The following is a 22,077-nucleotide window of genomic DNA, read 5'->3' on the forward strand; positions in this document are numbered from 1 at the left end:
AAATGTTGTATCAAGTTTTAATTATAGCCTATGTACTTATTGCCTTAGCCCTAATCGGCTTAGTGTTAATTCAACAAGGTAAAGGTGCTGATATGGGCGCATCGTTTGGTGCCGGTTCATCAGCAACGGTTTTTGGCTCAGGCGGCTCAGGTAACTTTTTAACTAAAATGACAACATGGTTAGCCATAGGCTTTTTTGTTATCAGTTTAGTACTAGGTAACCTAACGGCAAACCGTACTAAATCGGTAGAAGAATGGAATGACCTAAGTGCCCCCGTTAGCGAGAAAACTATTGCTACAGATGCTATTCCAAGTGATACAATTGATGCAAGCGCAGAGCCTCAACAAATAATTGAAAACTCAGACGTACCTGTAGCAGACGCGCCTATTACTGAAAAAGACGAAAGCGATATTCCTAAATAACGCAAGTATCGCGGCTAGTATAAATAGCACAAAAGTAACTTAGCTAAGTAACCTCAATAATAGCAAGTTAACATAAATAACAAATAGAATAAATTTAGTATTGCGCGGATGTGGCGGAATTGGTAGACGCGCTTGACTTGAGGGGTCGGGTGACTTAGGTCGTGGGGGTTCAAGTCCCCCCATCCGCACCACTAGATTTAACAAAGAAGAACGAAATAGACCGTTAAGCCTTTAAAAATAAAGCTTAGCGGTTTTTTTATGAATTTTGATGGTAAGTTTGCTGTTCTTGGTTGAAATAAATTTTACTTATATTCTATAAGTTGTTGAATAACAGTTAAATGAGATAACCATCAACCAAAGCACTTCACGTGTTAAAGTAGTAGTTGTTGATAATAACGTTGTAATACTTCGGCGAAAGCTTGTGCCGTTTTAGATAGTGGATATCTACGACGAGTAATAATGCCAACTCTACGACTGATTACGGGTGATGATAGCTCTCTAAACTCAAGGTTTAACGCTTGCATTTGTTGTTTATAAAGCGATGGCATAACACTTACGCCTAAGCCGGTTGCTACCATTTGAACAACCGTGGCTAATTGGTTGGTTTCAAAACTTACATTTAAGAATATATCTTGCTCTGCCAGTATATTGTCCATGAGTAACCTAATACTCGAAGGGCGTTTTAGGGTGATAAAAGGATAATCAATTAAATGTTGCCATGCCACTTGATTAACTTGCATCAAAGGGTGGTTTTTTGGAAAAACAGCAACAAATCTATCAGAATATAAAGTCTCAAACCTGAGGTCGTCTGACGTTCCAGGATCAAAGCTTATTGCAAATTCTACTTTACCCGTTTGTACCATTTCAATAGCATCTTCAGCGATAACATCGTGAATTTTGACCTTGATGGCAGGATACTTTTTGTTAAATTCGAAAAGATGCTGCGGTAGATGTGTACTTGCAAAAGAGGGCATTGCAGCGAGTGATAAATTACCGCGTTGTAATGAAAATAATTCATTAAGCTCAATAAAAGCATTATCAAAATCTGCGAGTAACCGCTTAGCCACAGGTAAAAATATTTCTCCCTCAGGGGTTAGCGACAGTGTTCGTGTTGATCTTGCTAATAGTTTTCCGCCAACACTCTCTTCTAAGTTTTTAAAGGTAGTGCTTAACGCGGGTTGCGATATATGCAGCAGTTCGTCGGCTTCAACAAAACTGTTTACCTCAACCACCGCTAGAAAAGCTCTAATCTGTTTAATGGTTACATTCACGTTACATCCACAAAGTTTATTTATAAAAACAAGTTATCAATTATTAATATTAATCAATTTTACAAAACTATTCAATTGTAAGATGCTTAGGCCCTAGTTTTTACAAACATAAGGGCTCTTCTTACATAATAAGAAAAGTAAAATAATATGGCAGGGTTTAATAAAGTAGTGCATAGCTATGAAGAAGCTATGGCAGGGTTAACAGATAACATGACTGTTATCGCGGGCGGTTTTGGTTTGTGCGGTATTCCAGAAAACTTAATTACCGAGATAAAACGTAAAGGTACTAAAGGCTTAACACTTGTATCTAACAACTGTGGGGTAGACGATTTTGGCTTAGGCTTGTTGTTACCTAATCGCCAAATAAAAAAAATTGTGGCCTCGTACGTGGGTGAAAATGCAGAGTTTGAACGTCAGATGATGTCAGGTGAACTTGAGGTAGAACTAACACCCCAAGGCACGTTGGCTGAAAAAATGCGTGCAGGCGGTCCGGAATCCCCGCTTTTTATACGGCAACGGGTGTGGGTACGCCAGTTGCTGAAGGGAAAGATGAACGTCAGTTTAATGGTCGAGATTATATTTTAGAAGAATCGATCACGGGTGATTTTGCCATTGTAAAAGCGTGGAAAGCTGACAAGTATGGTAATTTGGTTTTTAGAAAAACAGCGCGTAATTTTAATCCTATGGCGGCAACGGCCGGTAAAATAACCGTGGTTGAAGTAGAAGAAATTGTAGAGCCAGGTGAGTTGAACCCTGATGAAATTCATACTCCCGGTATTTATGTAAATCGTTTAATTCAAGGCACATTTGAAAAACGAATTGAACAACGAACCACCAGACTTTCAGGAGAATAATCATGGCCTTATCCAGAGAACAAATTGCGCAACGTGTCGCCCAAGAATTGCAAGACGGTTATTATGTAAATTTAGGCATAGGTATTCCAACGTTGGTTGCTAACTATGTACCTGAAGGTGTGGAAGTTATGCTGCAATCTGAAAATGGCCTGTTAGGTATGGGGCAATTTCCAACCGAAGAAGAGATAGATGCTGATTTGATTAATGCGGGTAAACAAACAGTTACCATGGCAAAAGGCGCGTCTTTGTTCGATTCAGCTGAATCATTTGCCATGATTCGTGGGGGCCATGTTGATCTAACTGTATTAGGTGCTTTTGAAGTCGATGTTAATGGCAACATTGCGTCATATATGATCCCAGGAAAATTAATTAAGGGAATGGGCGGTGCAATGGACTTAGTTGCAGGGGCAGACAATATTATTGTCACCATGACTCATGCGTCAAAACATGGTGAATCAAAACTGTTAGCTGATTGTACCTTGCCACTAACAGGCAAAGGGTGCATTAAAAAAGTACTGACTGATTTGGCATTTCTTGAAATTAAAGAAGGTAAATTTCATTTGTTAGAACGTGCTCCTGGGGTTTCGGTTGATGAAATTGTTAAATTAACAGCAGGGGAATTGGTTGTTCCTGACAATGTACCTGAAATGCAGTTTTAACCGTTGTTTATTGCGTTTGTATCTATAATTTTGAAAATAAGAGAATATTATGTCAGATCGTGAAGTGGTTTTTTTAAGTGGTGTTCGTAGTGCTATTGCGGATTTTGGTGGTTCATTAAAAGATATTGCACCAACAGACTTGGGCGGGATTGTGGTCGCTGAAGCGGTTAAGCGCTCAGGTGTAAAGAGTGAAGATGTTGGTCATTGTGTTATTGGTAATGTGACTCACACTGATCGTCGCGATATGTACATGAGTCGGGTTGCTGCACTTAAAGGTGGTTTGTCTGAAGCAACGCCTTCGTTAACGGTTAATCGCCTATGTGGTTCAGGTTTACAAGCCATTGTATCAGCGGCGCAGTTATTGTTATTAAATGACTGTGATTTAGCTGTTCTTTGGTGGAGCAGAATCTATGTCTCGTGTACCTTATTGGGTACCAACAGCTCGTTTTGGTAGCAAAATGGGAGATGTTCAAATGGTTGACCCTATGGTGGGTGCGTTAACGTGTCCTATTGGCGGTACACACATGGGGGTTACGGCTGAAAATGTTGCTGAGCAATGGGGCATTACTCGAGTTGAGCAAGATGAAGCTGCAGTAGAGTCTCATCGTCGTGCACAACGTGCTATTGAAGAAAATCGTTTTGGTGATCAAATTGTTGATATTGAACTGAAAACGCGTAAAGGCGTAACGGTTTATAATACTGACGAGCATGTTCGTTTTGATTGTACGTTAGCCGATATGGAAAAACTGCGTACAGTATTTAAAAAAGACGGTACCGTAACGGCAGGTAATGCTTCAGGTATAAATGATGCGGCAGCCGCAGTGGTAATGGCAGATAGTGAATATGCTAAAAGAAATGGTTTAAAGCCAATTGCTAAGTTAGTGGGTTATGCTTTTGCCGGTGTTGCACCTGAAATTATGGGAGTGGGTCCTGTACCTGCGGTAAATAATTTATTAGCAAAAACGGGCATTAGCAAAAATGATATTGATGTTTGGGAAATTAACGAAGCTTTTGCCTCGCAAGCACTAGCAGTATGTCGTGATCTTGAACTTGATATGAGTAAAGTAAACCCGAATGGCTCAGGTATTTCGCTTGGTCATCCTATTGGCGCTACAGGCGCATTAATTAGCGTTAAAGCCATTTATGAATTACAACGCATTCAAGGTAAGTATGCTGTTGTTACTATGTGTATTGGCGGCGGACAAGGTATTGCTGCGTTAATAGAACGCTGTTAGTCTAACTTTCAATGTCAGGTATTATCAGGTAAATTGCCTTGATAAAAAATTTTGAGTAACAATGACAAACAAAAAATCAGCGTTAATGCCCGTAGGTGAGGGAATACTGTATTTATTACGCCACGGTGAAATACGTACACCGGGTATTTTAGCGGGTAAAACTAATGTTTCCTTGTCTGACGTTGGAATGAAGCAGTTATCGCAAGCGACAGAGTCACTTCAGGATATCAATCACTGTATTAGTTCACCTTTAATTCGCTGCCATGCATGGGCAAAAGAGTATTGTCAGCAACATAACTTATCCCTCGACGTTGATAATCAATTACAAGAAATGGATTTTGGTGATTGGGACGGTCAACGCTATCAATCGTTATGGGATATGCCCAAACAAGCTGAAACAAGTTCTATTGGTGATTTTTGGCAAAACCCTTGGCAACATCAACCACCCAATGGTGAAATGATGGCGAGCTTTGTAAGCCGCGTTGATAGTTGGTGGCAAGACTATTGTGCAGACAAGCCGTTACAAAATACCTTGGTGGTTACTCATGCCGGCGTAATCAAATATCTATTGGCTAAAGTCTTAAATTTACCAATTCCTGGTACTGTGCATATGGCATCAATTGATGTGCCATATGCAAGTTTGATAAAAATATCACTATATAGGGATGAGTTAGGTAAAGTTTGGTCAAAACTTGTGTTATAAATTATATTGATTTGTCATTGATTTTGGTTAATTAATGGCAAATAACACTTGCTATTTTTGCTCAGCCGCCGATAATCTCGTGCTGTAAAGAATAGTCATTAAATTTTAATGTTATCGCATCAATACTAACGTTTATCAATATAAACTAACGTGCGATATTTGGGAATGTGGTGAAAGACCACAACTGTACCCGCAACTGTAAGTCAGTGTTAAATATTTACCCAAGTTAAACTTGTGTAATAGTCTGATAAGTCAGGATACCCATTAAAAGTTAATCACCTATATTAATTCGAGCGGGTTACTCGAACAGTGTATATTCATTCAGTTGTGACGTTATTTTTAGTTAACAACAAAGAATCGATTGTGCGTTGTTTGCCCGCCTTATAAAATAAGCGAGCAAACGTTGAGTCAAGGCACGGGAAACCCAAGATCTGAGTTATTAGCTGCAGAACACCTTACTTGGTGTACTGACGGCAATGTGATCCTCGATGATATTAGTTTTTCAGTTAAAAAAGGTAGTTTTACTGGTATTCTTGGGCCAAACGGTGCCGGCAAGTCAAGTTTACTTCGCTGTTTATACCGTTATGTTAAGCCTGAACAAGGTGTTGTAAAGTTTAATTATCAAGATATTTGGCAGATAAAACCGAGTGATTTTGCCAAAAACGTTGCTGTTGTTCTTCAAGAAACACCCTCCCATTTTAATTTAACCGTTCATGATGTTGTCGCCTTAGGGTTAATTCCCCATAAAGGGATATTTGCACGGGCAAATAAAACCGATGATGAAAAAATAGTTCAGGCGATAAAACAGGTCGGTTTGTTACATAAAACACAACAAAATTTTGAGCATTTATCTGGGGGAGAAAAGCAACGAGCATTAATTGCTCGTGCCATTGTGCAATCACCCAGTTTATTGATAATGGATGAACCCACCGCCCATTTAGATGTACGTTATCAAATTCAGATAATGGAATTAGCAAAATCTCTTGGTATCACTATTATCGCCTCCTTTCATGATCTAAACCTTGCTAGCGCCATGTGCGATAATATTCTTGTTTTAAATCAAGGGAAACTCGTATGCCAAGGATCACCGAAAGCCGTGCTCACTCGAGAAATGTTATCAGATGTTTTTGGCGTTTGTGCACATATAAGCGAACATCATCAACATAAAGTTCCTCATATTTCTTATTACTATGGTTATATCCAAAATGAGCAGGATAAAGGAGATAACCATGTTTAAAGCGGTTGCGAATAAAAGCAATACGCCTGTTGCTGTCACCATTAGTAAGCCGCAGAGGGCACTGTTACGGAAGGTCCATATTAGCCAACCTATCATCATGGTACTTGTACTATGTTGTTGTGTGTTTAGTTTGTTTTGTGCACTTTCACTGGGAGCTGCTGATATATCTTTTACGGATGTGTGGCGTAGTATTTTTCCCTCAGAAACAACGACTGACACAGGTTTTGTACAGCGTATAATTTGGGAATTACGTATGCCCAGAGCCATACTTGCGCTATTGGTCGGTTGCGGCTTAGCTATCTCTGGTCTTATCTTACAAATAGTAACACGTAACCCTTTGGCTGACCCGTATCTGTTTGGTATTTCATCAGGTGCATCCCTTGGCGTCGTTATTCTTATTGCCTTTACAGGCGGAATTTTCACAGTGTTTACTCCCATTGCCGCTTTCGGCCGGCAGCTTGGTTGCTATGGTGATGTTAATGCTAATTTCTGGGCGCAGACAAAGTCAGCAAGTTGAATCAATGTTGTTAGCGGGCGTCGCTTTATCTTTTTTATTTAGCTCCTTTACTAGCTTACTGCTTTACCATACCGACCCGCAAGCAGTGACAGCAGTGCTGTTTTGGACCATGGGGAGTTTTTCACGTGCACAGTGGGAAAACTTGTTATTTCCCACGTGTGTGATCAGCACCTGTATTATTTTTATGTTGGCTTATCGGCGTCAACTCAATGCCATGTTATTAGGTGATGAAAGTGCTACAACTTTAGGGATTAAGGTTAATCGCTTTCGTATTATCATGTTGTTACTCAGTTCGTTGATTACCGCTACATTGGTTTCTATGTGCGGTGGTATTGGCTTTGTTGGTTTGATGATTCCACATATCGTTCGGTTTTTTATCTCGCAAGGCACTGTTTTTGGCATAGTGTTAACAGCTTTGATCGGCGGTATATTTATGATTTGGGTTGATATATTGTCACGAACTCTTTTGGAGAATCAAGAATTACCCGTAGGTGTCATTACTGCAGCAACGGGAAGTTTGTTTTTCCTTACCTTGTTATATTTTAGAAAAAACAGACCAAGTTAAGTTGTAAGTTAATATGTTAGCCATAGTGAACGAATAAATATTTGTTAACTCGTGACTTTTTAATTAAAGAGAAAAAAATGACACATACCATTACATCCGTTACTACGCAATTCGATGAACTAATCCAAGCGAAGATTGATGGAAAAACGAAACCATTAGGTGCGTTAGGGCAATTGGAAATAATCGCTAAAAAAATAGCGAGAATTCAATTAATGAATGCGACCCAATCAAACGCATTGGTTATTAATAATCCTAACCTTTTTGTGTTTGCAGGAGACCACGGTGTAGCGGCTGAAGGTGTGTCGATAGCACCAAGTGAAGTAACGGGGCAGATGGTTGCTAACTTTGCGACAGGGGGAGCAGCAATCAATGTGTTTTGTAAACAATTAGGTTGGCAGTTAAGCGTTGTTGACGCGGGAATACTCCATGAACCAAAGCAGCAAACTTAAATGTAATTAATCAACGATTAGGCTCAATTACACAACCACTGCATCAAGTTCCTGCTATGTCATTGGCAACAGTAGAGCAAGGCTTTGTTTTAGCGGGTGATTTAATAAAAAAAACAAAAGCTAGCGGATGCAACTTAGTAGCTTTTGGCGAAATGGGCATTGGCAATACCACCTCAGCCTCAGCGATTATGGCTGCTGTAATGCACCTTTCACCAGAAGAAACTGTTGGTAGAGGCACCGGCGTGTCTGACGATATTGTACTTAAAAAACAACAGGTAGTTGCGCAAGCGCTAAGTTTGCATTGTAATAATTTGGCTGATCCTATGCAATTACTTGCTTGCTTAGGTGGATTTGAAATTGTACAAATCACAGGGGCTATCTTAGCTGCTGCAGAGCAAGGGATGTTGATACTTATAGATGGTTTTATTTGCACTGCGGCAGCGATGGTTGCTAAGCAGATAAACCCGCCGGTATTAGATTACATGATATTTGCCCATTGTTCGGGAGAGCAGGGGCACGAAAAAATGCTCAAATGGCTTGGTGTTGAGCCGTTATTAAATCTTGGTTTACGCCTAGGTGAAGGCACAGGTAGTGCCTTAGCCCTTCCACTTATTCAAGCAGCTGTTGCCTTTTATAATGAGATGGCAAGTTTTGAACAAGCCGCGGTAACTAAAGTTGTATAAATAATAATGATAAACATAAATAAGAATTTACAGGTAAAAGAAGAGGCAACATTGTTTTTGTTAGCAATGAGTTTTTTTACACGTATACCTATATGTTTACCTGCTGAAATTACGCCCGAGCAGTTAAATAAGGCCACCGTTATTTTGCTTTGGTTGGTTTATTAGTCGGACTTATTTGTGCTTTAGTGTATACGGTAAGCGCTGATTTTTTACCTAAATCAATTGCCATTTTGCTTACCATGGCCGTCAGTTTATTACTTACGGGTGCTTTTCATGAAGATGGTTGGGCAGATGTTTGGGATGGTTTTGGTGGCGGTTGGACTGTTGAGCAAAAGCTAAATATTATGAAAGATAGCCGTTTAGGTACCTACGGCGCTGCTGCATTATTTTTGATTTTATTTTTAAAATTTCAGAGTTTACAGTCGTTAGCTTCACCGTTTGTTGCATTGATCGTTGCGAATACATTAAGCAGAGTTGTTGCAACGAGTTTAATTTTCAACATGACTTATGTGGCGCTAGATGCTACCTCGAAAGTCAAACCGCTAGCTCAGTATTTATCAAGCAATAGTTTACTTACTTTATTGGCAACAGGGCTGCTAGTGAGTTTATGGTTTTTGCCTATAGGAGAATGTGTCTTATTGTTTGTTATTCTCTTTATTTTTAGAGCCTTATTAGCTTTTTGGTTTACGCGCCAGTTAGGTGGCTACACGGGTGATTGTTTAGGTGCAGCCCAACAAAGTAGCGAAATCGTTATTTATTTGAGTTTATTGGTTTTTGGTTCTGGAGTGACTAACTAATGTCTATTCATTTGATTTTAGGCGGTGCGCGCTCTGGAAAAAGTTCGTTTGCTGAGAGGCTTGTCCAAAGAATATGAAACAGATCTTAATGCCCAAGTTATTTATATTGCAACCGCACAATCGTTAGATAAAGAAATGTCAGCGCGAATTAAACAGCATCAAGCACTACGTCCTAAGCATTGGACGTTAGTTGAATCGCCTACTGATTTAGGCAAGGCTATTGAGCAGTTAGTATTAAAACACACGTGTGAGCATGAAAAGCCGATTACTATTTTGGTGGATTGTCTGACGTTATGGTTAAGCAATTGTTTATGTATAACTGACGGTAATTGCCGGCAGTATGAAAAACAATCTTTTCTTAATGTTCTTGCCGGTTTTACTCATACGAGTAATGTCCATTTAGTGTTAGTGAGTAATGAAGTAGGACATGGGATTGTACCTTTAGGGGAGTTATCTCGACATTTTGTGGATCAAGCCGGTTGGTTACACCAAGACATTGCCGCAATAGCAAACAATGTTGATTTTATAATGGCAGGCATAGCATTGTCACTTAAGTCAAATCCAATGGAATAAAGGAGCGTAAATGAAAACGTTAATGATACAAGGAACTACCTCTGACGCAGGTAAAAGTACGGTGGTTGCCGGACTTTGTCGGGTGTTTGCCAATAAAGGTGTGAAAGTCGCGCCTTTTAAACCGCAGAATATGGCGTTGAATAGTGCCGTTACGGATGATGGTGGTGAAATAGGACGAGCACAAGCGCTACAGGCAATCGCTGCAAAAGTAGCACCACGTGTTGATTTTAACCCGATATTATTGAAACCCAATAGTGATACTGGTGCACAAGTGATTGTTCAGGGTAAAGCGCTTTCAAATATGGAAGCGAGTAGTTATCACGACTATAAAAAAGTAGCGATGAATGCTGTGCTTGAGTCTCATCATCGCCTCGCTGATGACTTTGATGTACTGATTGTTGAAGGCGCAGGTAGCCCTGCTGAAATTAATTTACGTGCTCATGATATTGCGAATATGGGGTATGCCGAGAAAGTTAATTGTCCCGTGATTATCGTAGCGGATATTGATCGTGGCGGTGTGTTTGCGCATTTAGTGGGCACCCTTGAATTATTGTCTGAGTCTGAAAAAGCGAGAGTGAAGGGATTCATCATCAACCGTTTTCGTGGAGATATTGCCTTACTTGAATCAGGATTAACCTGGCTAGAAAAGCGTACTGGCAAACCAGTGCCTTTGGGGGTTTTACCTTATCTACATGATTTAGCGCTTGATGCTGAAGATGCTGTTGCTATGGAGAACAATATTAGTTCACCTAAAATTTCAATTGCTGTGCCTTTGTTACCCCATATGAGTAATCACACTGACTTTGATCCATTAAGGCTTAATCCCGAAATAGATTTGCGTTATGTTAAAACAGGTGAGCGAATTGAAAATTATGATTTAGTTATTATACCCGGTAGTAAAAATGTTATTGCCGATTTAACGTTTATAAAAGACCAAGGTTGGCAAGACGATATTAATCGTCATTTAAGATATGGAGGCAAACTGCTTGGTATTTGTGGTGGCTTACAAATGTTAGGGCAAAAAATAATGGATCCTCATGGTATAGAATCAAGTTTTAGTGATAAAGACACGATCGAAGAACGGTCGATTTCAGGATTGGGGCTAGCTGACTTTACGACGACCTTAACAACAGAAAAAATTCTTACCCGTGTGTCAGGAAAATTAAGCTTATCAGGGCAGCACTGCAACGTGAATGGTTATGAAATCCACTGTGGAGAATCAGAAGGTACAGCGTTTAATAAACCGTTAATAGGTGAATTGTCTGTTGGAAGTTCGGGGAATGATGGTTTTATTTCTGACGATAATCAGATTGCAGCAACCTATTTACATGGTTTGTTTGATCACGGCAATGTTACTAGTGCAATTTTACAGTGGGTTAAGCATAACCATGGTGTTCAGTTTGAAATTGATATTGACCAACACAGGGAAGCGCAACTAAATCGTTTAGCTGATATTTGTGATGAGCACTTACGCATGGATATGATTGAACAAATTTTACAGGCAGGTGTGACCACTGAGCCAAGTAAAAGTAAAGAACATAACGCAAGTAATAGTACAACTGCTAACACTCCAGAGAAAACCATATGAAGAAAATAATTCAGATTTGCACCTTGGTCAGTTTACTCTTGGCCTGTTTTTCAAGTGTTGCGAAAGAACAACGGATAGTTGCTCTTGCGCCGCATATTGTTGAAATGTTATTTGATATAGGTCTTGGTGAAAATATAGTGGGGACGGTGGAATATGCGGATTACCCTGAAGCGGCATTAACTATACCTCGTGTTGGAGGATATCATGGCATTCAAATTGAAAAACTGCTCGCCTTAAAGCCTGATTTAGTCATTGTTTGGCAATCAGGTAACAAGACGTCAGACATTGAACAAATGGAAAAAATGGGGCTGAATATTATTTATAGCCTTCCACATAACATTGAAGATGTGGCAAGTGAACTTCGACACCTCGGAAAAGCTATAGGTCATGAAGCGCAAGCCGAAGTAGTAGCTAATAGTTACACCAAAAAGCTTGAAAAATTACGTCAAGACCATGTCAATACCAAACCAATGAAAGTTTTTTATCAACTTTGGCCAGAGCCAATGCGCACTATTAATAAAGAGACAATAATCAACCAGATGATTGAAGTGTGCCAGGGGCAGAATGTTTTCGCTAGTAACCCAACGCCTTATCCACAAATTGGTATTGAAAATGTGATTGTGGCGCAGCCTGAAATTATTATTTATCCGGATGAAAAATCTGCGATAGAGCTACCTATTATTGACTGGCGAAAATGGCCCGAAATACCTGCGGTTAAACATAACCGTTTTATTCATGTTAATGCAGATTTATTGCATAGATTCAGTACTCGAATGTTAGAAGGTATTGAAGATATGTGTGAAAAAATTGATGAGTTTCGTTGAGCACTTCACAAACTCATTAAATAGACTAACGAGTGAAAATTCTTTCACTTTATTTTAATAAGCAATGAGGGAAATCTATGAAATTTAGATACTGCCCCCGCAACGGTAATAACTTGAGGTTAATTGACAAGTTTAAGTCCGACACCTTGTACTTATTTAATTATTATTTGGCGTAATCAACGCGGCCAAGTAATCAAGATGATGCGGAGGGCATCATAGAGTGGGGTAATATGATAACTAAACAATTTAATAAAACATTAATTCAACTAGCTGTTTCTTCGGCAATACTTTCTAGTACATTGATGTCTTCTGTCTCAATTGCAGCAGATAATCTCAACGAAGTAGAAGAAGCTAATTTAGAGCAAATTGTTGTAACGGCAAATCGTTCTCAACAAGAACAATTTTTATCACTTTCATCAACGCAAGTGATCGGTAAAGCTGAAATTGAAATGATTCAGCCACAAAATATTACCGAATTACTTAATACCGTTGCAGGGGTAACAGTTGCCAACTTAGGTAGCGCAGGTCAAGCTGCCTCTGTATATATGCGTGGTACAAACAGTAATCACACCTTGGTATTGGTAGATGGTGTACGTGTTGGTTCAGCAACATTAGGCACAACCAGTTTTTCTTCAATGTCGGTGGGTTTAATTGATCGTATTGAAGTTGTAAAAGGTCCTCGTGGTGCACTTTGGGGATCTGACGCTATTGGTGGTGTTATTCAAATTTTCACTAAAAAACTGCAATCAGGTGAAGGTTATGTTACTGCCGGTGTAGGCAGTAATGGGTTTTGGAAAACTGAGGCAGCCGTCGGTTTAGGTAATGAAAAAAATTCGTTAACTATTTCTTGGTGCTTTAGAAGAAAGTGATGGTTTTAATGCGACGGATTACGATGGTCAAATGGATGATGATGGTTACGACCGTCAATCGTTTAGCATTAATGGTCAAAGTCAGTTAACTGATGAGTATTCACTTAATTTAGTTTCACGTTATGAAACAGGTGGTTCACTGTATGACACTCAGTGGGGCGGAGCAGATGAGAATGAATATAAAAACTATTCTGTTAAATTGGGCGGTGTTTACCAGGGTGAAAAACTCTTAGTTGAAACTTCTTTTGCTAAGTCACAAGATCAAGCAGGTACCTTTGAAGGTGGTGTTGATCCAAAAGTGGTTAGTGATATTACTACTAAGCGTGATCAGTTTGGTTTGTTGGCTGAGTATGGGCTAAGTACAGATACTAGCTTTGTTGGTGGATTTGATTGGTACGAAGAGCGTGTTGCTAACACTGGCTCAGCGTATGTTAAGGATAAACGACATGCTAATGCTATTTTTGTTCAAGCACGTCATCAACTGAATGCTTTTTTATTTGAAGGCGCAGTACGTCAAGATGACATTCAAGGATTAGATAAAGAAACTACCTATAACATTTCTCTTTGGTTATCAACTAAATCAAGACTGGTTGTTAAGTATAAGCCAAGGTACAGGTTTTAAAGCGCCTACGTTTAATGACTTATATTGGCCTGGTTCAGGTAATCCGGCACTTAAACCTGAGAATGTTGAAAGTAAAGAAATACTATTACGTAATTCATTTTCTAATGGTAGCGTTGAAATCAGTGTTTATGATGCAGATATCGACAATTTAATTAATTGGGCACCAGATGCCGAGGGCAATTGGTCACCCGCTAATATTGATAAAGCGTCCGCTAAAGGGGTTGATTTAACCGTTGCATTACAATCGGGTGACTTCTCTCATTTACTTGCTGCGGGTTACGTTAAAACAGAAGATGAATCAACAGGGAATGAATTGTTACGCCGTCCAAAAGTGAAAGCAACATATACCTTGGGATATCAAATTGAAGCGTTAACCACGAGTATTACTCTTGATTATCGCGGCAAAAGTGAAGATAACAAATATGTGCCAATAACATTAGATGCTGCACTATTAACAAATGTTTCGGTTAACTATCAATTTTCTGATAAATTTTCAGTTATTGCTAAGTTAAATAATCTTTTTGATAAAGATTATGATGTTGCCGAGCATTATTATACTGATGGTGTAAATTATCAGTGGCTGCAACTTACACTTTTTAGCTTGCTTACTGATTTATTTGCGCTTTTTACCTTATAATAAAACACCATAATTTAAATACTTGTTTTGGTTATGGTGTTTTTTTAATGTAGTAATTGTAGTAAAATCCCCTTTATCTCAAGAGTACACCCGCCTAGCGTATACCCGCCGCAGAAAAACAGGAATCATCGATGTTCAAACTTTCTAAATTTGGAGAAAAATTTTCCCAAGAATCAGGTATTGTAAGTTTAATGGATGATTTGGGTACTGCACTCAATGAAAACCCTGAATTAATTTTTATGGGGGGAGGTAACCCTGCTCGTATTCCTGAAATAGAAGATTATTTTCACCAAAGACTCAAACAAATTACAGAAAGTGACGATGATAGGTTTAACCTCTTAAGTGTTTATCAATCACCCCAAGGTGAATTAAAATTACGTAAAGAGATGGCAAGTTATTTGAGCCGCCGATTTAATTGGCAAATAACTGAAAAAAACATCGCTTTTGCAAACGGTAGCCAATCGGCCTTCTTTACAATTTACAACATTTTGGCAGGTGAAATGCCAAATGGCGAGAACAAGAAAATACATTTTCCATTGGCACCTGAGTATGTGGGTTATGCCAATGCAGGTTTAAGCGAAAGGTTCTTTTCATCAACCAAACCTGATATTGAACTGATTGGTGATGATATGTTTAAGTATCACGTTAATTTTGAGCAATTAAACATTAACGAAAATATTGCCGCTTTATCCGTGTCAAGACCAACAAACCCAACAGGTAATGTGTTAACTGATGAGGAAATCAATCAGCTTGATGCCATAGCACAGCAGCATAATATACCATTAATTATTGATGGTGCTTACGGTTTACCTTTCCCTAACATTACGTTTGTCGAAGCAAAACCACACTGGAATGATAATACTATTTTAGTGCTGAGTCTCTCTAAGCTTGGATTACCCGCAGTTCGCACAGGCATTGTTATTGCTAATGAAGAATTTATTGGACAATTTACTCGGGTAAATACGATTTGTAATTTAGCCACTAGCAGTACCGGACCTACGTTAATATCGGGCATATTCAACAATAATGAAATAACAACGTTAACCGAAACAGTACGTCATTATTATCGAACAAAAGTTGACCTTGTTACTCAAGAGCTTAAACAGGCACTAGCAGGAATACCCTATAGAATTCACGTTCCAGAAGGGGCTATTTTTATCTGGTTATGGTTACAAGATCTACCTATTACCTCAAACGAGCTGTATCAAAAATTGAAGTCTAAAGGTGTTTTAGTGATACCAGGAGAAGAGTTTTTTATCGGGTTGGATGACTGGCAACACAAAAAAGAATGCATAAGAATATCTTACGCCCAAAGCCCAGAGAAAATTACAGCGGGTATCAACATTATTCAGGAAGAATTAAAGGCGTTATACCCGTTTAATTAAACATTAACTCAATAATTTCTTTTAATAACAATTTAATAAAGCATTTTTCAACCGTTCATGTTGGTTTTTCTTCGCTAAGCCAAACCTTAATGCTTGTTTGTCATCAGTTAAACGTGCATATACCGCTTGTTGACATAATGAAGCATAGTAATTTTCAGCGCGGCTTTTTGTTTCAGTGCTTTCGGTAAAATAAACAGTTTGAAATAAATCCGTTCCCGTAATTTTATTAATGTATTCACTGGGAATACTTTTAGTGAGTATTGTACGTAAGTCAGCACTTAAAAGTTGAAGCTTTTGTTTTTGTTGCTCATGCCATTGGTAATCAGACAACGCACTTTGTGCAATAAACTGTGCAGGACCATTGACTTGCCAAGGTCCGAGTTGGTCATTAAATTTTTCTATCCAAGTTTCGCTGCCTATTAAAAAACCGATGCGAATACCCGCTAAGCCAAAAAATTTGCCAAAAGACCGTAAAATTAAGGTGTTGTTAATGGTATTGGAATTACTGTTGATTGTATGCGACATAGAGTGAGAGGGACTTACTACATCAATAAAGGCTTCATCAATGACGAGTAGACCGTTACTTTTTTCAAGTTTTTCTTGATATTTAATTAGGGTAGATTGTGAATATAACTGACCTGTTGGATTATTAGGATTAATGATCACTAGAACAGTATTGTTTTCAATGGGCTCCTGTTCAAGTAACTCATTTTTATACCAGTAAACGGTAAACCCGGCGGTTTGCCACGCAAGGGCATGTTCTTTATAACCTTGTTCTGGTAAATAAACGGTAGTTGAAAGCGGATTTTTTTTACGCCAAAGTGTAGGTAATAGCTTTATAATGGCTTGACTACCATTGGTAACAAGTAAATTATCGGCATTATAGTAACGCTTTGCGGCAGTTTTTAAATCACTGCTTGTTTGTGGTAGTGATTGGTATACTTTTTCAGGAATAGAGGGAATAGGGTAGCTAAATGGTGCTATGCCAGTAGATAGATCTAACCAGTTCTCTGCAGGAATATTGTATTGTTTTGCTACTTGTTGTAATTGTCCGCCATGGATCAAAGCCAAAATTGATTCACCTGAATGTCAGTTTCAAAATAGTGTTAATTATACAAGAAATACCCCCCCCATTTATACGAAAATATAGAAGGTTAATTGATAAATAAAAATGAATAAAACTAATAACATAGCTGCTCGTTTTACTACTGTTATACTGCGTGGGATATCAGTTACTTTCACTATGGTATTTTCATTTAAATTTAAGCCTAAGGTAGGAGAAGTTATTATTTTATTGTGGTAGGTAGCATTACCGCCCAGAGAAATCTGCATCACAGTAGCACCTGCAGCCATAACCCAACCACCGTTGTGACTTTTATATTGATCACCTTGTTGATAAGCATTTTTTAATGCCTGAAAAAATGGCTGTTGTAGGGCATATAAAAGAGTACAAACTTTGCCTGTGAGAAAACCTAAAACATCATCGGCTCGTGCAGCAAAAAAGCCAAAAGAATTAAAACGGTCTGTTTTATAACCCCACATAGCATCAAGTGTATTGGCAAGGCGATGTAATATAACTAAAGGAATTCCCCCAATCAGGTAATAAACCAATGAAGCGATAACTGCATCATGACCATTTTCAAGCATAGATTCTACTGTGGCGCGTGACATGTCGTTGGCTGATAAGTTATCTGTTTCTCGACTGACTAGATAACTGGTATAGTGTCTCGCTTTGCTTAAGTCACCTTGGTTTAATGGCGTGAAAACTTGCTTTGCATGAACATCTAAACTGTTGAGTCCTAATGCTGCATACAAAAATAAGACCTCTAGCAAAAATTGCAAATTGGTAGGAATTAAATTGAGTAATATATAGGTAAAGTAGCTAAAGGGTAGTATAAGTAAGCACCAAGCCAACAAACCACGTAGGGCGTTTTGTTTTGAAAAAACATGTCCTTGATTAGCCTTTTTATTTAACCACAGCTCAATTGTACTCGCCAAAAAACCAAAGCCAACTAATGGGTGATATCTTTTAGGCTCCCCTAAGAAATGATCAAGTAATAAGGCTAATATCAGCGTTAAGCTCAGTTTAAATTGGGTTACCAACAAGAAAGCAGAGGTTAAAAAACTGTTATCAAACATTTTGAACTGCTTCTATCTCTGTAAATGTGAAGTAGGGTGCTTTGCTGTGAAAATCGACAGCAATAATGCAACCATTTTTGTATAAATTAAAGGCATTACTTGTTTGCGTTTGCCCCAGTAAATACAGAAGGCAACGAAGTGCTTCACCATGAAAAATGATTAATATATTTTCGCCAAGGTGTTCTGTAGCGAGTTGCTGTAACGTATATAAAATTCGCTGTCCACAGGCTAGAGCAGACTCTGAATTTTTAACGGTTAATGAGGTGACTTGATTAAGTAACTCATGATATTGAGGTAGCATTTTCAGTGTTGATATTTCTTTTCCTTGCCAACAACCTAAATTTCGTTCCATTAAATTGGTAGAAGTTTGATGAGGTACATTTAATTTTTTTGACAAATAGTGGCGCTTTTCACTGCTCTACCAAGGGGAGAAGAAATAATAAGCTGAATATTTTTAGTCACTAATTCATCAGCTATTTGTGCAGATTGTAAATTACCTAAATCGGTTAACTCACTGTCGAGTTGTCCTTGTAAGCGCCGGGTTCTATTCCACAGCGTTTCACCGTGGCGAGCGAGATAAAGTCTGGTTTTCATTATTTTTTATGTAAAGTAGAATCTTGGGCAGAATAGCGAAATTCTGACAGAAATTCTCGCAGTAGTACAATCATATAAGCCTATATTTTAAGAACAGAGATGGAGAAATTAGTAAAGAATCCGACAATTTAAGAGGAAATACCCTAAAGCAGCTTAAGTAATCATTTTATTTTGAGATAAAATGAAAAACTAGTTTACTTATCCATATATTACATATATAGTTGCTACGTTATTTACTCTCCTCTCGTTTATTTAACTGGTTACCTGTTAATATTTATTAAGTGGTAAACCCTGTTTTGTCTTCCCTTTCACAGTTAGCCAACACTCAAATTATTAAGCTTAAATTATTGTCTGAGTTATCAAAATATAGTCTCGAATTGAGTTTCTATTTTAAAATACCTAAAAGTTTTCATACAATTTTTCACACAATAATATAGCTTTTATTATTCATGCGCTTTGACGCAAATTAAAAGAGTTCTATTATGTCTTATACATACAAAGGTATGGTTTATTCAATTAAATCACCAGTAACCTCAATTTCAGTTAACAAACATAATGTTGTTGTTACAGATCAAGATGGTTCAAAATTAATCAAGTTTACTAATGTAAATGATTCAAAATGTTTTTTAGCATGGGTTTATAAAGCCTAAGCAAATAACAAAAAGTAAACTGTAATGATTTGCAGTTACTTTATTTCAATTTTGTTTACACACACACCAGATAAAAAAAAGCCGCTAGTATAATACTAACGGCTTTTTTTGTACGCTGTTCGGTACTATTTTGTTAAATGTTTTTTAGCAATAGTAAGAACTTTTAACGTGTTTGAAGCACCAACGGTTTCCATTAAGTCACCATGAGTTAATATGATTTTATCACCTATAGCTAAATCAGATTTTTGACAAACTTCTTTTAAAATATCATCACTCAATGTTTCATGACTGCTTGTTGTTGAATCAAAAGCAATTGGGTAAACACCACGGTAAATAGCCGTTTTATTTAATGTTTTAGCATGACGTGATAATGAGTAAATAGGTAGACCAGAAGTAATTCTAGACATTAATTTACTGGTTTGTCCTGACTCAGTAAGTGCAATAATTGCTTTAACACCGTCTAAATGATTAGCGGCGTACATTGCTGATAAAGCGATAGTTTCAGACGTTTCGGTAAACGTAAGATCCATTCTGTGATTAGAAATATTAACAGAACGATGCTTTTCAGCACCAAGACAAACATTTGCCATCGCAGTTACTGTTTCTACTGGGTATTTACCTGCAGCTGTTTCAGCGCTTAACATCACTGCATCAGTACCATCTAACACTGCGTTTGCTACATCCATTACTTCAGCACGTGTAGGCATAGGTTGCTCGATCATCGTTTCCATCATTTGTGTTGCTGTTATAACAACACGATTTAAACGGCGTGAACGGGCGATAATATGTTTTTGTTTACCAACAAGCTCGGCATCACCAATTTCAACACCTAGATCGCCACGAGCAACCATTACAACATCAGATGCTAAGATAATACCATCAAGAACATCGTCATCGTTAACCGCTTCTGCACGTTCAATTTTTGATACTAAACGAGCATCACAACCTGCTTCTTGTGCAAGTAAACGCGCTTCACGCATATCTGCAGCATCACGAGGAAAAGAAACAGCAAGGAAATCAACATTGATTTTTGCCGCGGTTATAATATCTGCTTTATCTTTAGTTGTAAGTCTTTGGGGCTGTTAAACCACCACCTTGGCGGTTAATGCCTTTATTATTTGAAAGTGGGCCACCAACCGTTACTTCTGTAAATACTGATGTATCTGAAGTAGATAATACTTTCAGTTGTACACGACCATCGTCTAGTAATAATATATCACCAAGACTCACATCTTGAACTAATTTTTTATAATCAATACCAACTTTTTCTTGGCAACCTTGGCCTTTTTCTAATACAGCATCTAATTCAAACTTATCACCAATAGCAAGTTTGATAGGGCCATCTTTAAACGTAGATATACGAATTTTAGGACCTTGTAAATCACCTAGAATACCAACATAAATGCCTAATTCTTTTGCAATTTCACGTACATTATTAGCGCGATCAATATGATCTTGTGCCACACCGTGAGAGAAGTTAAGTCTTACAACATTTACACCTGCAGCTAGTACTGCTTTTAATTTTGCTTTGTCATCAGTTCTTTGGCCCAAGGGTAGCAACAATCTTTGTTCTTCTAGGCATTTTAATCCTTATAACTTTTTAAGAGTGTTTTACAATGGAAGTTAAACATTTCTTTGTTCAACTTATAAAATCTTAGTCTTTACGTTCAAAGCGCGAGCTTCTCAGACTATCTTTTACTTTTTTCAAATTATCTCTAAATTTACTACCGCGTCTTAGCGTAAAACCTGTTGCGAGCACATCGATTAATGCTAATTGTGCTATACGTGAAGACATGGGCATGTAAAGATCGGTGTCTTCTGCTACATCAACGGATAAAACAATGCTGCATTCTTTCGCTAATGGCGTATCTGTTGTGGTAATTCCAATAACAGTCGCATCATTTTCTTTGGCTAAACTGGCCACTTCTACCAATGATTTTGTTCGACCGGTATGTGAAATTACAATTACAACATCACCTTGTCGGCTATTTATAGCACTCATACGTTGCATTAATATGTCATCAAAATAGACAACAGGAACATTAAAACGAAAGAATTTGTTTTGTGCATCATGAGCGACAATGGCAGATGCACCTAGACCAAAAAATGAGATTTTATTGGCTTGAGTAAGTACATCAACAGAACGGTTGATCAAAGCAGGGTCTAAACTTTTACGGGCTAATTCAAGACTAGCCATCGTTGATTCAAAAATTTTATCGGTGTAATCTTCTGCGGTGTCATTTTCGTCCACATGTCGATTAACGTAAGGGGTGCCATTTGCTAAGCTTTGAGCTAAATGTAATTTAAAGTCTGGATAGCCTTTAGTATCTAAACGACGGCAAAATCTATTTACCGTAGGTTCACTGATATTCGCTTGTTTAGCGAGTGCCGCTATACTTGAGTGAATAACTGTGCTTGGAGAAGATAATATAACTTCAGCAACTTTACGTTCAGATTTACTTAGCGTGTCTAGTTCGTTAGTGATCTTTTCTAATATATTCATTATTTTTTGATCCTAGATCTACTCATTTTTAAGCCAACGATTTGGCGTATTAATATTGATATTTAACTATCTATAATAGCAAGTACAATGTCACTGTATTTAACTACTGTAATTTATTTTCTGTTTTAGTAACAGAAATAATGAAATTTTATTTCATAAGTTAGCCATAATATAAAGCAAAATGTAGTATATTTGCAAATGTTTAATAATCAAACACAGATATAAATAACATTTCTGTTGGTTTTGTCAGATAAATTTCAGTAAATCATCAGTTAATTTGTCAAAACCGCTCATTTCAATA

General features: G+C 37.9%; 19 protein-coding genes, 1 tRNA gene, 6 pseudogenes and 2 riboswitches. Of the genes and pseudogenes, 20 read left to right on the forward strand and 6 right to left on the reverse strand.

All coding sequences use genetic code 11. The annotated features are described in order from the left end of the window. Nucleotides 1-2: 2 nt before the first annotated feature. A complete protein-coding gene (secG, locus tag L3081_RS12570) occupies nt 3-422 on the forward strand; it encodes a preprotein translocase subunit SecG (RefSeq protein WP_242286525.1) in 420 nt (139 codons plus the stop codon). A 104-nt stretch (nt 423-526) separates the two neighbouring features. Beyond that, a tRNA-OTHER gene (locus L3081_RS12575) sits at nt 527-613 on the forward strand. A gap of 180 nt (nt 614-793) precedes the next feature. Here L3081_RS12575 and L3081_RS12580 read toward each other — a convergent pair. Then, nucleotides 794-1,693, reverse strand: a complete 900-nt coding sequence (locus L3081_RS12580) for a LysR family transcriptional regulator (protein ID WP_242286527.1) — start codon at nt 1,691-1,693, stop codon at nt 794-796. A 147-nt stretch (nt 1,694-1,840) separates the two neighbouring features. On the opposite strand from L3081_RS12580, the pseudogene L3081_RS12585 reads away from it, so the two are divergent. The 17 genes and pseudogenes from L3081_RS12585 (at nt 1,841) to L3081_RS12655 (ending at nt 15,890) form a co-directional block, all read left to right on the forward strand. After that, a pseudogene (locus L3081_RS12585) lies at nt 1,841-2,547 on the forward strand (CoA transferase subunit A). A 2-nt stretch (nt 2,548-2,549) separates the two neighbouring features. Continuing rightward, on the forward strand, nt 2,550-3,206 hold the full coding sequence (locus L3081_RS12590; RefSeq protein WP_242286529.1) for a 3-oxoacid CoA-transferase subunit B: 657 nt from the start codon (nt 2,550-2,552) through the stop codon (nt 3,204-3,206). Between the two features lie 49 nt (nt 3,207-3,255). Further along, nucleotides 3,256-3,660 carry a thiolase family protein gene (locus tag L3081_RS28300; RefSeq protein WP_338027324.1) on the forward strand — a complete coding sequence of 135 codons (405 nt, stop codon included), beginning with the start codon at nt 3,256-3,258 and terminating at the stop codon, nt 3,658-3,660. After that, on the forward strand, nt 3,617-4,441 hold the full coding sequence (locus L3081_RS12595) for an acetyl-CoA C-acyltransferase (protein ID WP_338027325.1): 825 nt from the start codon (nt 3,617-3,619) through the stop codon (nt 4,439-4,441). The genes L3081_RS28300 and L3081_RS12595 overlap by 44 nt, the downstream gene beginning before the upstream one ends. A gap of 61 nt (nt 4,442-4,502) precedes the next feature. Then, the gene (locus L3081_RS12600; RefSeq protein ID WP_242286531.1) at nt 4,503-5,144 is read left to right on the forward strand and encodes a histidine phosphatase family protein; all 642 of its coding nucleotides are present in this window, start codon (nt 4,503-4,505) and stop codon (nt 5,142-5,144) included. A gap of 118 nt (nt 5,145-5,262) precedes the next feature. Then, a riboswitch (cobalamin riboswitch) is annotated at nt 5,263-5,425 on the forward strand. A gap of 122 nt (nt 5,426-5,547) precedes the next feature. Beyond that, nucleotides 5,548-6,381: an ABC transporter ATP-binding protein gene (locus tag L3081_RS12605; RefSeq protein WP_274620519.1), complete on the forward strand. Its 834-nt coding sequence runs from the start codon at nt 5,548-5,550 to the stop codon at nt 6,379-6,381. Between the two features lie 97 nt (nt 6,382-6,478). Continuing rightward, a pseudogene (locus L3081_RS12610) lies at nt 6,479-7,463 on the forward strand (FecCD family ABC transporter permease). Nucleotides 7,464-7,525: 62 nt separating this feature from the next. Beyond that, a pseudogene (gene cobT / locus L3081_RS12615) lies at nt 7,526-8,595 on the forward strand (nicotinate-nucleotide--dimethylbenzimidazole phosphoribosyltransferase). A gap of 6 nt (nt 8,596-8,601) precedes the next feature. After that, nucleotides 8,602-9,392: pseudogene (locus tag L3081_RS12620) on the forward strand (adenosylcobinamide-GDP ribazoletransferase). Continuing rightward, a complete protein-coding gene (locus L3081_RS28305) occupies nt 9,392-9,469 on the forward strand; it encodes a bifunctional adenosylcobinamide kinase/adenosylcobinamide-phosphate guanylyltransferase (RefSeq protein ID WP_338027358.1) in 78 nt (25 codons plus the stop codon). Before L3081_RS12620 ends, L3081_RS28305 begins: the two are co-directional and overlap by 1 nt. Continuing rightward, nucleotides 9,453-9,965 (forward strand): bifunctional adenosylcobinamide kinase/adenosylcobinamide-phosphate guanylyltransferase, encoded by a 513-nt coding sequence (locus L3081_RS12625; RefSeq protein WP_338027326.1) that lies wholly within the window; start codon nt 9,453-9,455, stop codon nt 9,963-9,965. Before L3081_RS28305 ends, L3081_RS12625 begins: the two co-directional genes overlap by 17 nt. 10 nt (nt 9,966-9,975) lie before the next feature. Next, nucleotides 9,976-11,553, forward strand: a complete 1,578-nt coding sequence (locus L3081_RS12630) for a cobyric acid synthase (RefSeq protein WP_242286533.1) — start codon at nt 9,976-9,978, stop codon at nt 11,551-11,553. Then, nucleotides 11,550-12,377: a cobalamin-binding protein gene (locus L3081_RS12635; protein WP_242286535.1), complete on the forward strand. Its 828-nt coding sequence runs from the start codon at nt 11,550-11,552 to the stop codon at nt 12,375-12,377. The genes L3081_RS12630 and L3081_RS12635 overlap by 4 nt, the downstream gene beginning before the upstream one ends. A gap of 28 nt (nt 12,378-12,405) precedes the next feature. Beyond that, a riboswitch (cobalamin riboswitch) is annotated at nt 12,406-12,542 on the forward strand. A gap of 65 nt (nt 12,543-12,607) precedes the next feature. Beyond that, nucleotides 12,608-13,246, forward strand: coding sequence for a TonB-dependent receptor (locus L3081_RS12640; RefSeq protein ID WP_242286540.1), 639 nt, complete (start codon nt 12,608-12,610; stop codon nt 13,244-13,246). Nucleotides 13,247-13,277: 31 nt separating this feature from the next. Next, entirely contained in the window at nt 13,278-13,868 is a 591-nt protein-coding gene (locus tag L3081_RS12645) for a hypothetical protein (protein ID WP_242286541.1), read from the forward strand. Further along, complete coding sequence (locus L3081_RS12650; RefSeq protein ID WP_242286542.1) at nt 13,837-14,505, forward strand: TonB-dependent receptor domain-containing protein; 669 nt, start codon at nt 13,837-13,839, stop codon at nt 14,503-14,505. The genes L3081_RS12645 and L3081_RS12650 overlap by 32 nt, the downstream gene beginning before the upstream one ends. Nucleotides 14,506-14,636: 131 nt before the next feature. Continuing rightward, the gene (locus L3081_RS12655) at nt 14,637-15,890 is read left to right on the forward strand and encodes a valine--pyruvate transaminase (protein WP_242286543.1); all 1,254 of its coding nucleotides are present in this window, start codon (nt 14,637-14,639) and stop codon (nt 15,888-15,890) included. Between the two features lie 21 nt (nt 15,891-15,911). Here L3081_RS12655 and cobD read toward each other — a convergent pair whose 3' ends face one another. The 3 genes and pseudogenes from cobD to L3081_RS12670 all read right to left on the reverse strand — a co-directional run bounded on the left by cobD (nt 15,912) and on the right by L3081_RS12670 (nt 18,623). Then, the gene (gene cobD, locus L3081_RS12660) at nt 15,912-16,961 is read right to left on the reverse strand and encodes a threonine-phosphate decarboxylase CobD (RefSeq protein ID WP_242286544.1); all 1,050 of its coding nucleotides are present in this window, start codon (nt 16,959-16,961) and stop codon (nt 15,912-15,914) included. Between the two features lie 63 nt (nt 16,962-17,024). Beyond that, a complete protein-coding gene (cbiB, locus tag L3081_RS12665; RefSeq protein WP_242286545.1) occupies nt 17,025-18,029 on the reverse strand; it encodes an adenosylcobinamide-phosphate synthase CbiB in 1,005 nt (334 codons plus the stop codon). Next, nucleotides 18,022-18,623: pseudogene (locus tag L3081_RS12670) on the reverse strand (histidine phosphatase family protein). Before L3081_RS12670 ends, cbiB begins: the two are co-directional and overlap by 8 nt. Nucleotides 18,624-19,105: 482 nt before the next feature. Here L3081_RS12670 and L3081_RS12680 point away from each other — a divergent pair. After that, complete coding sequence (locus L3081_RS12680; RefSeq protein ID WP_242286548.1) at nt 19,106-19,273, forward strand: hypothetical protein; 168 nt, start codon at nt 19,106-19,108, stop codon at nt 19,271-19,273. Between the two features lie 125 nt (nt 19,274-19,398). On the opposite strand, the pseudogene pyk reads toward L3081_RS12680, so the two are convergent. Further along, nucleotides 19,399-20,855, reverse strand: a pseudogene (gene pyk / locus L3081_RS12685) (pyruvate kinase). A gap of 72 nt (nt 20,856-20,927) precedes the next feature. After that, complete coding sequence (locus L3081_RS12690; RefSeq protein ID WP_242286549.1) at nt 20,928-21,776, reverse strand: MurR/RpiR family transcriptional regulator; 849 nt, start codon at nt 21,774-21,776, stop codon at nt 20,928-20,930. Nucleotides 21,777-22,077: the final 301 nt, after the last annotated feature.

The organism is Colwellia maritima (assembly GCF_022669015.1).
GTDB classification, from domain to species: Bacteria; Pseudomonadota; Gammaproteobacteria; order Enterobacterales; family Alteromonadaceae; genus Colwellia; species Colwellia maritima.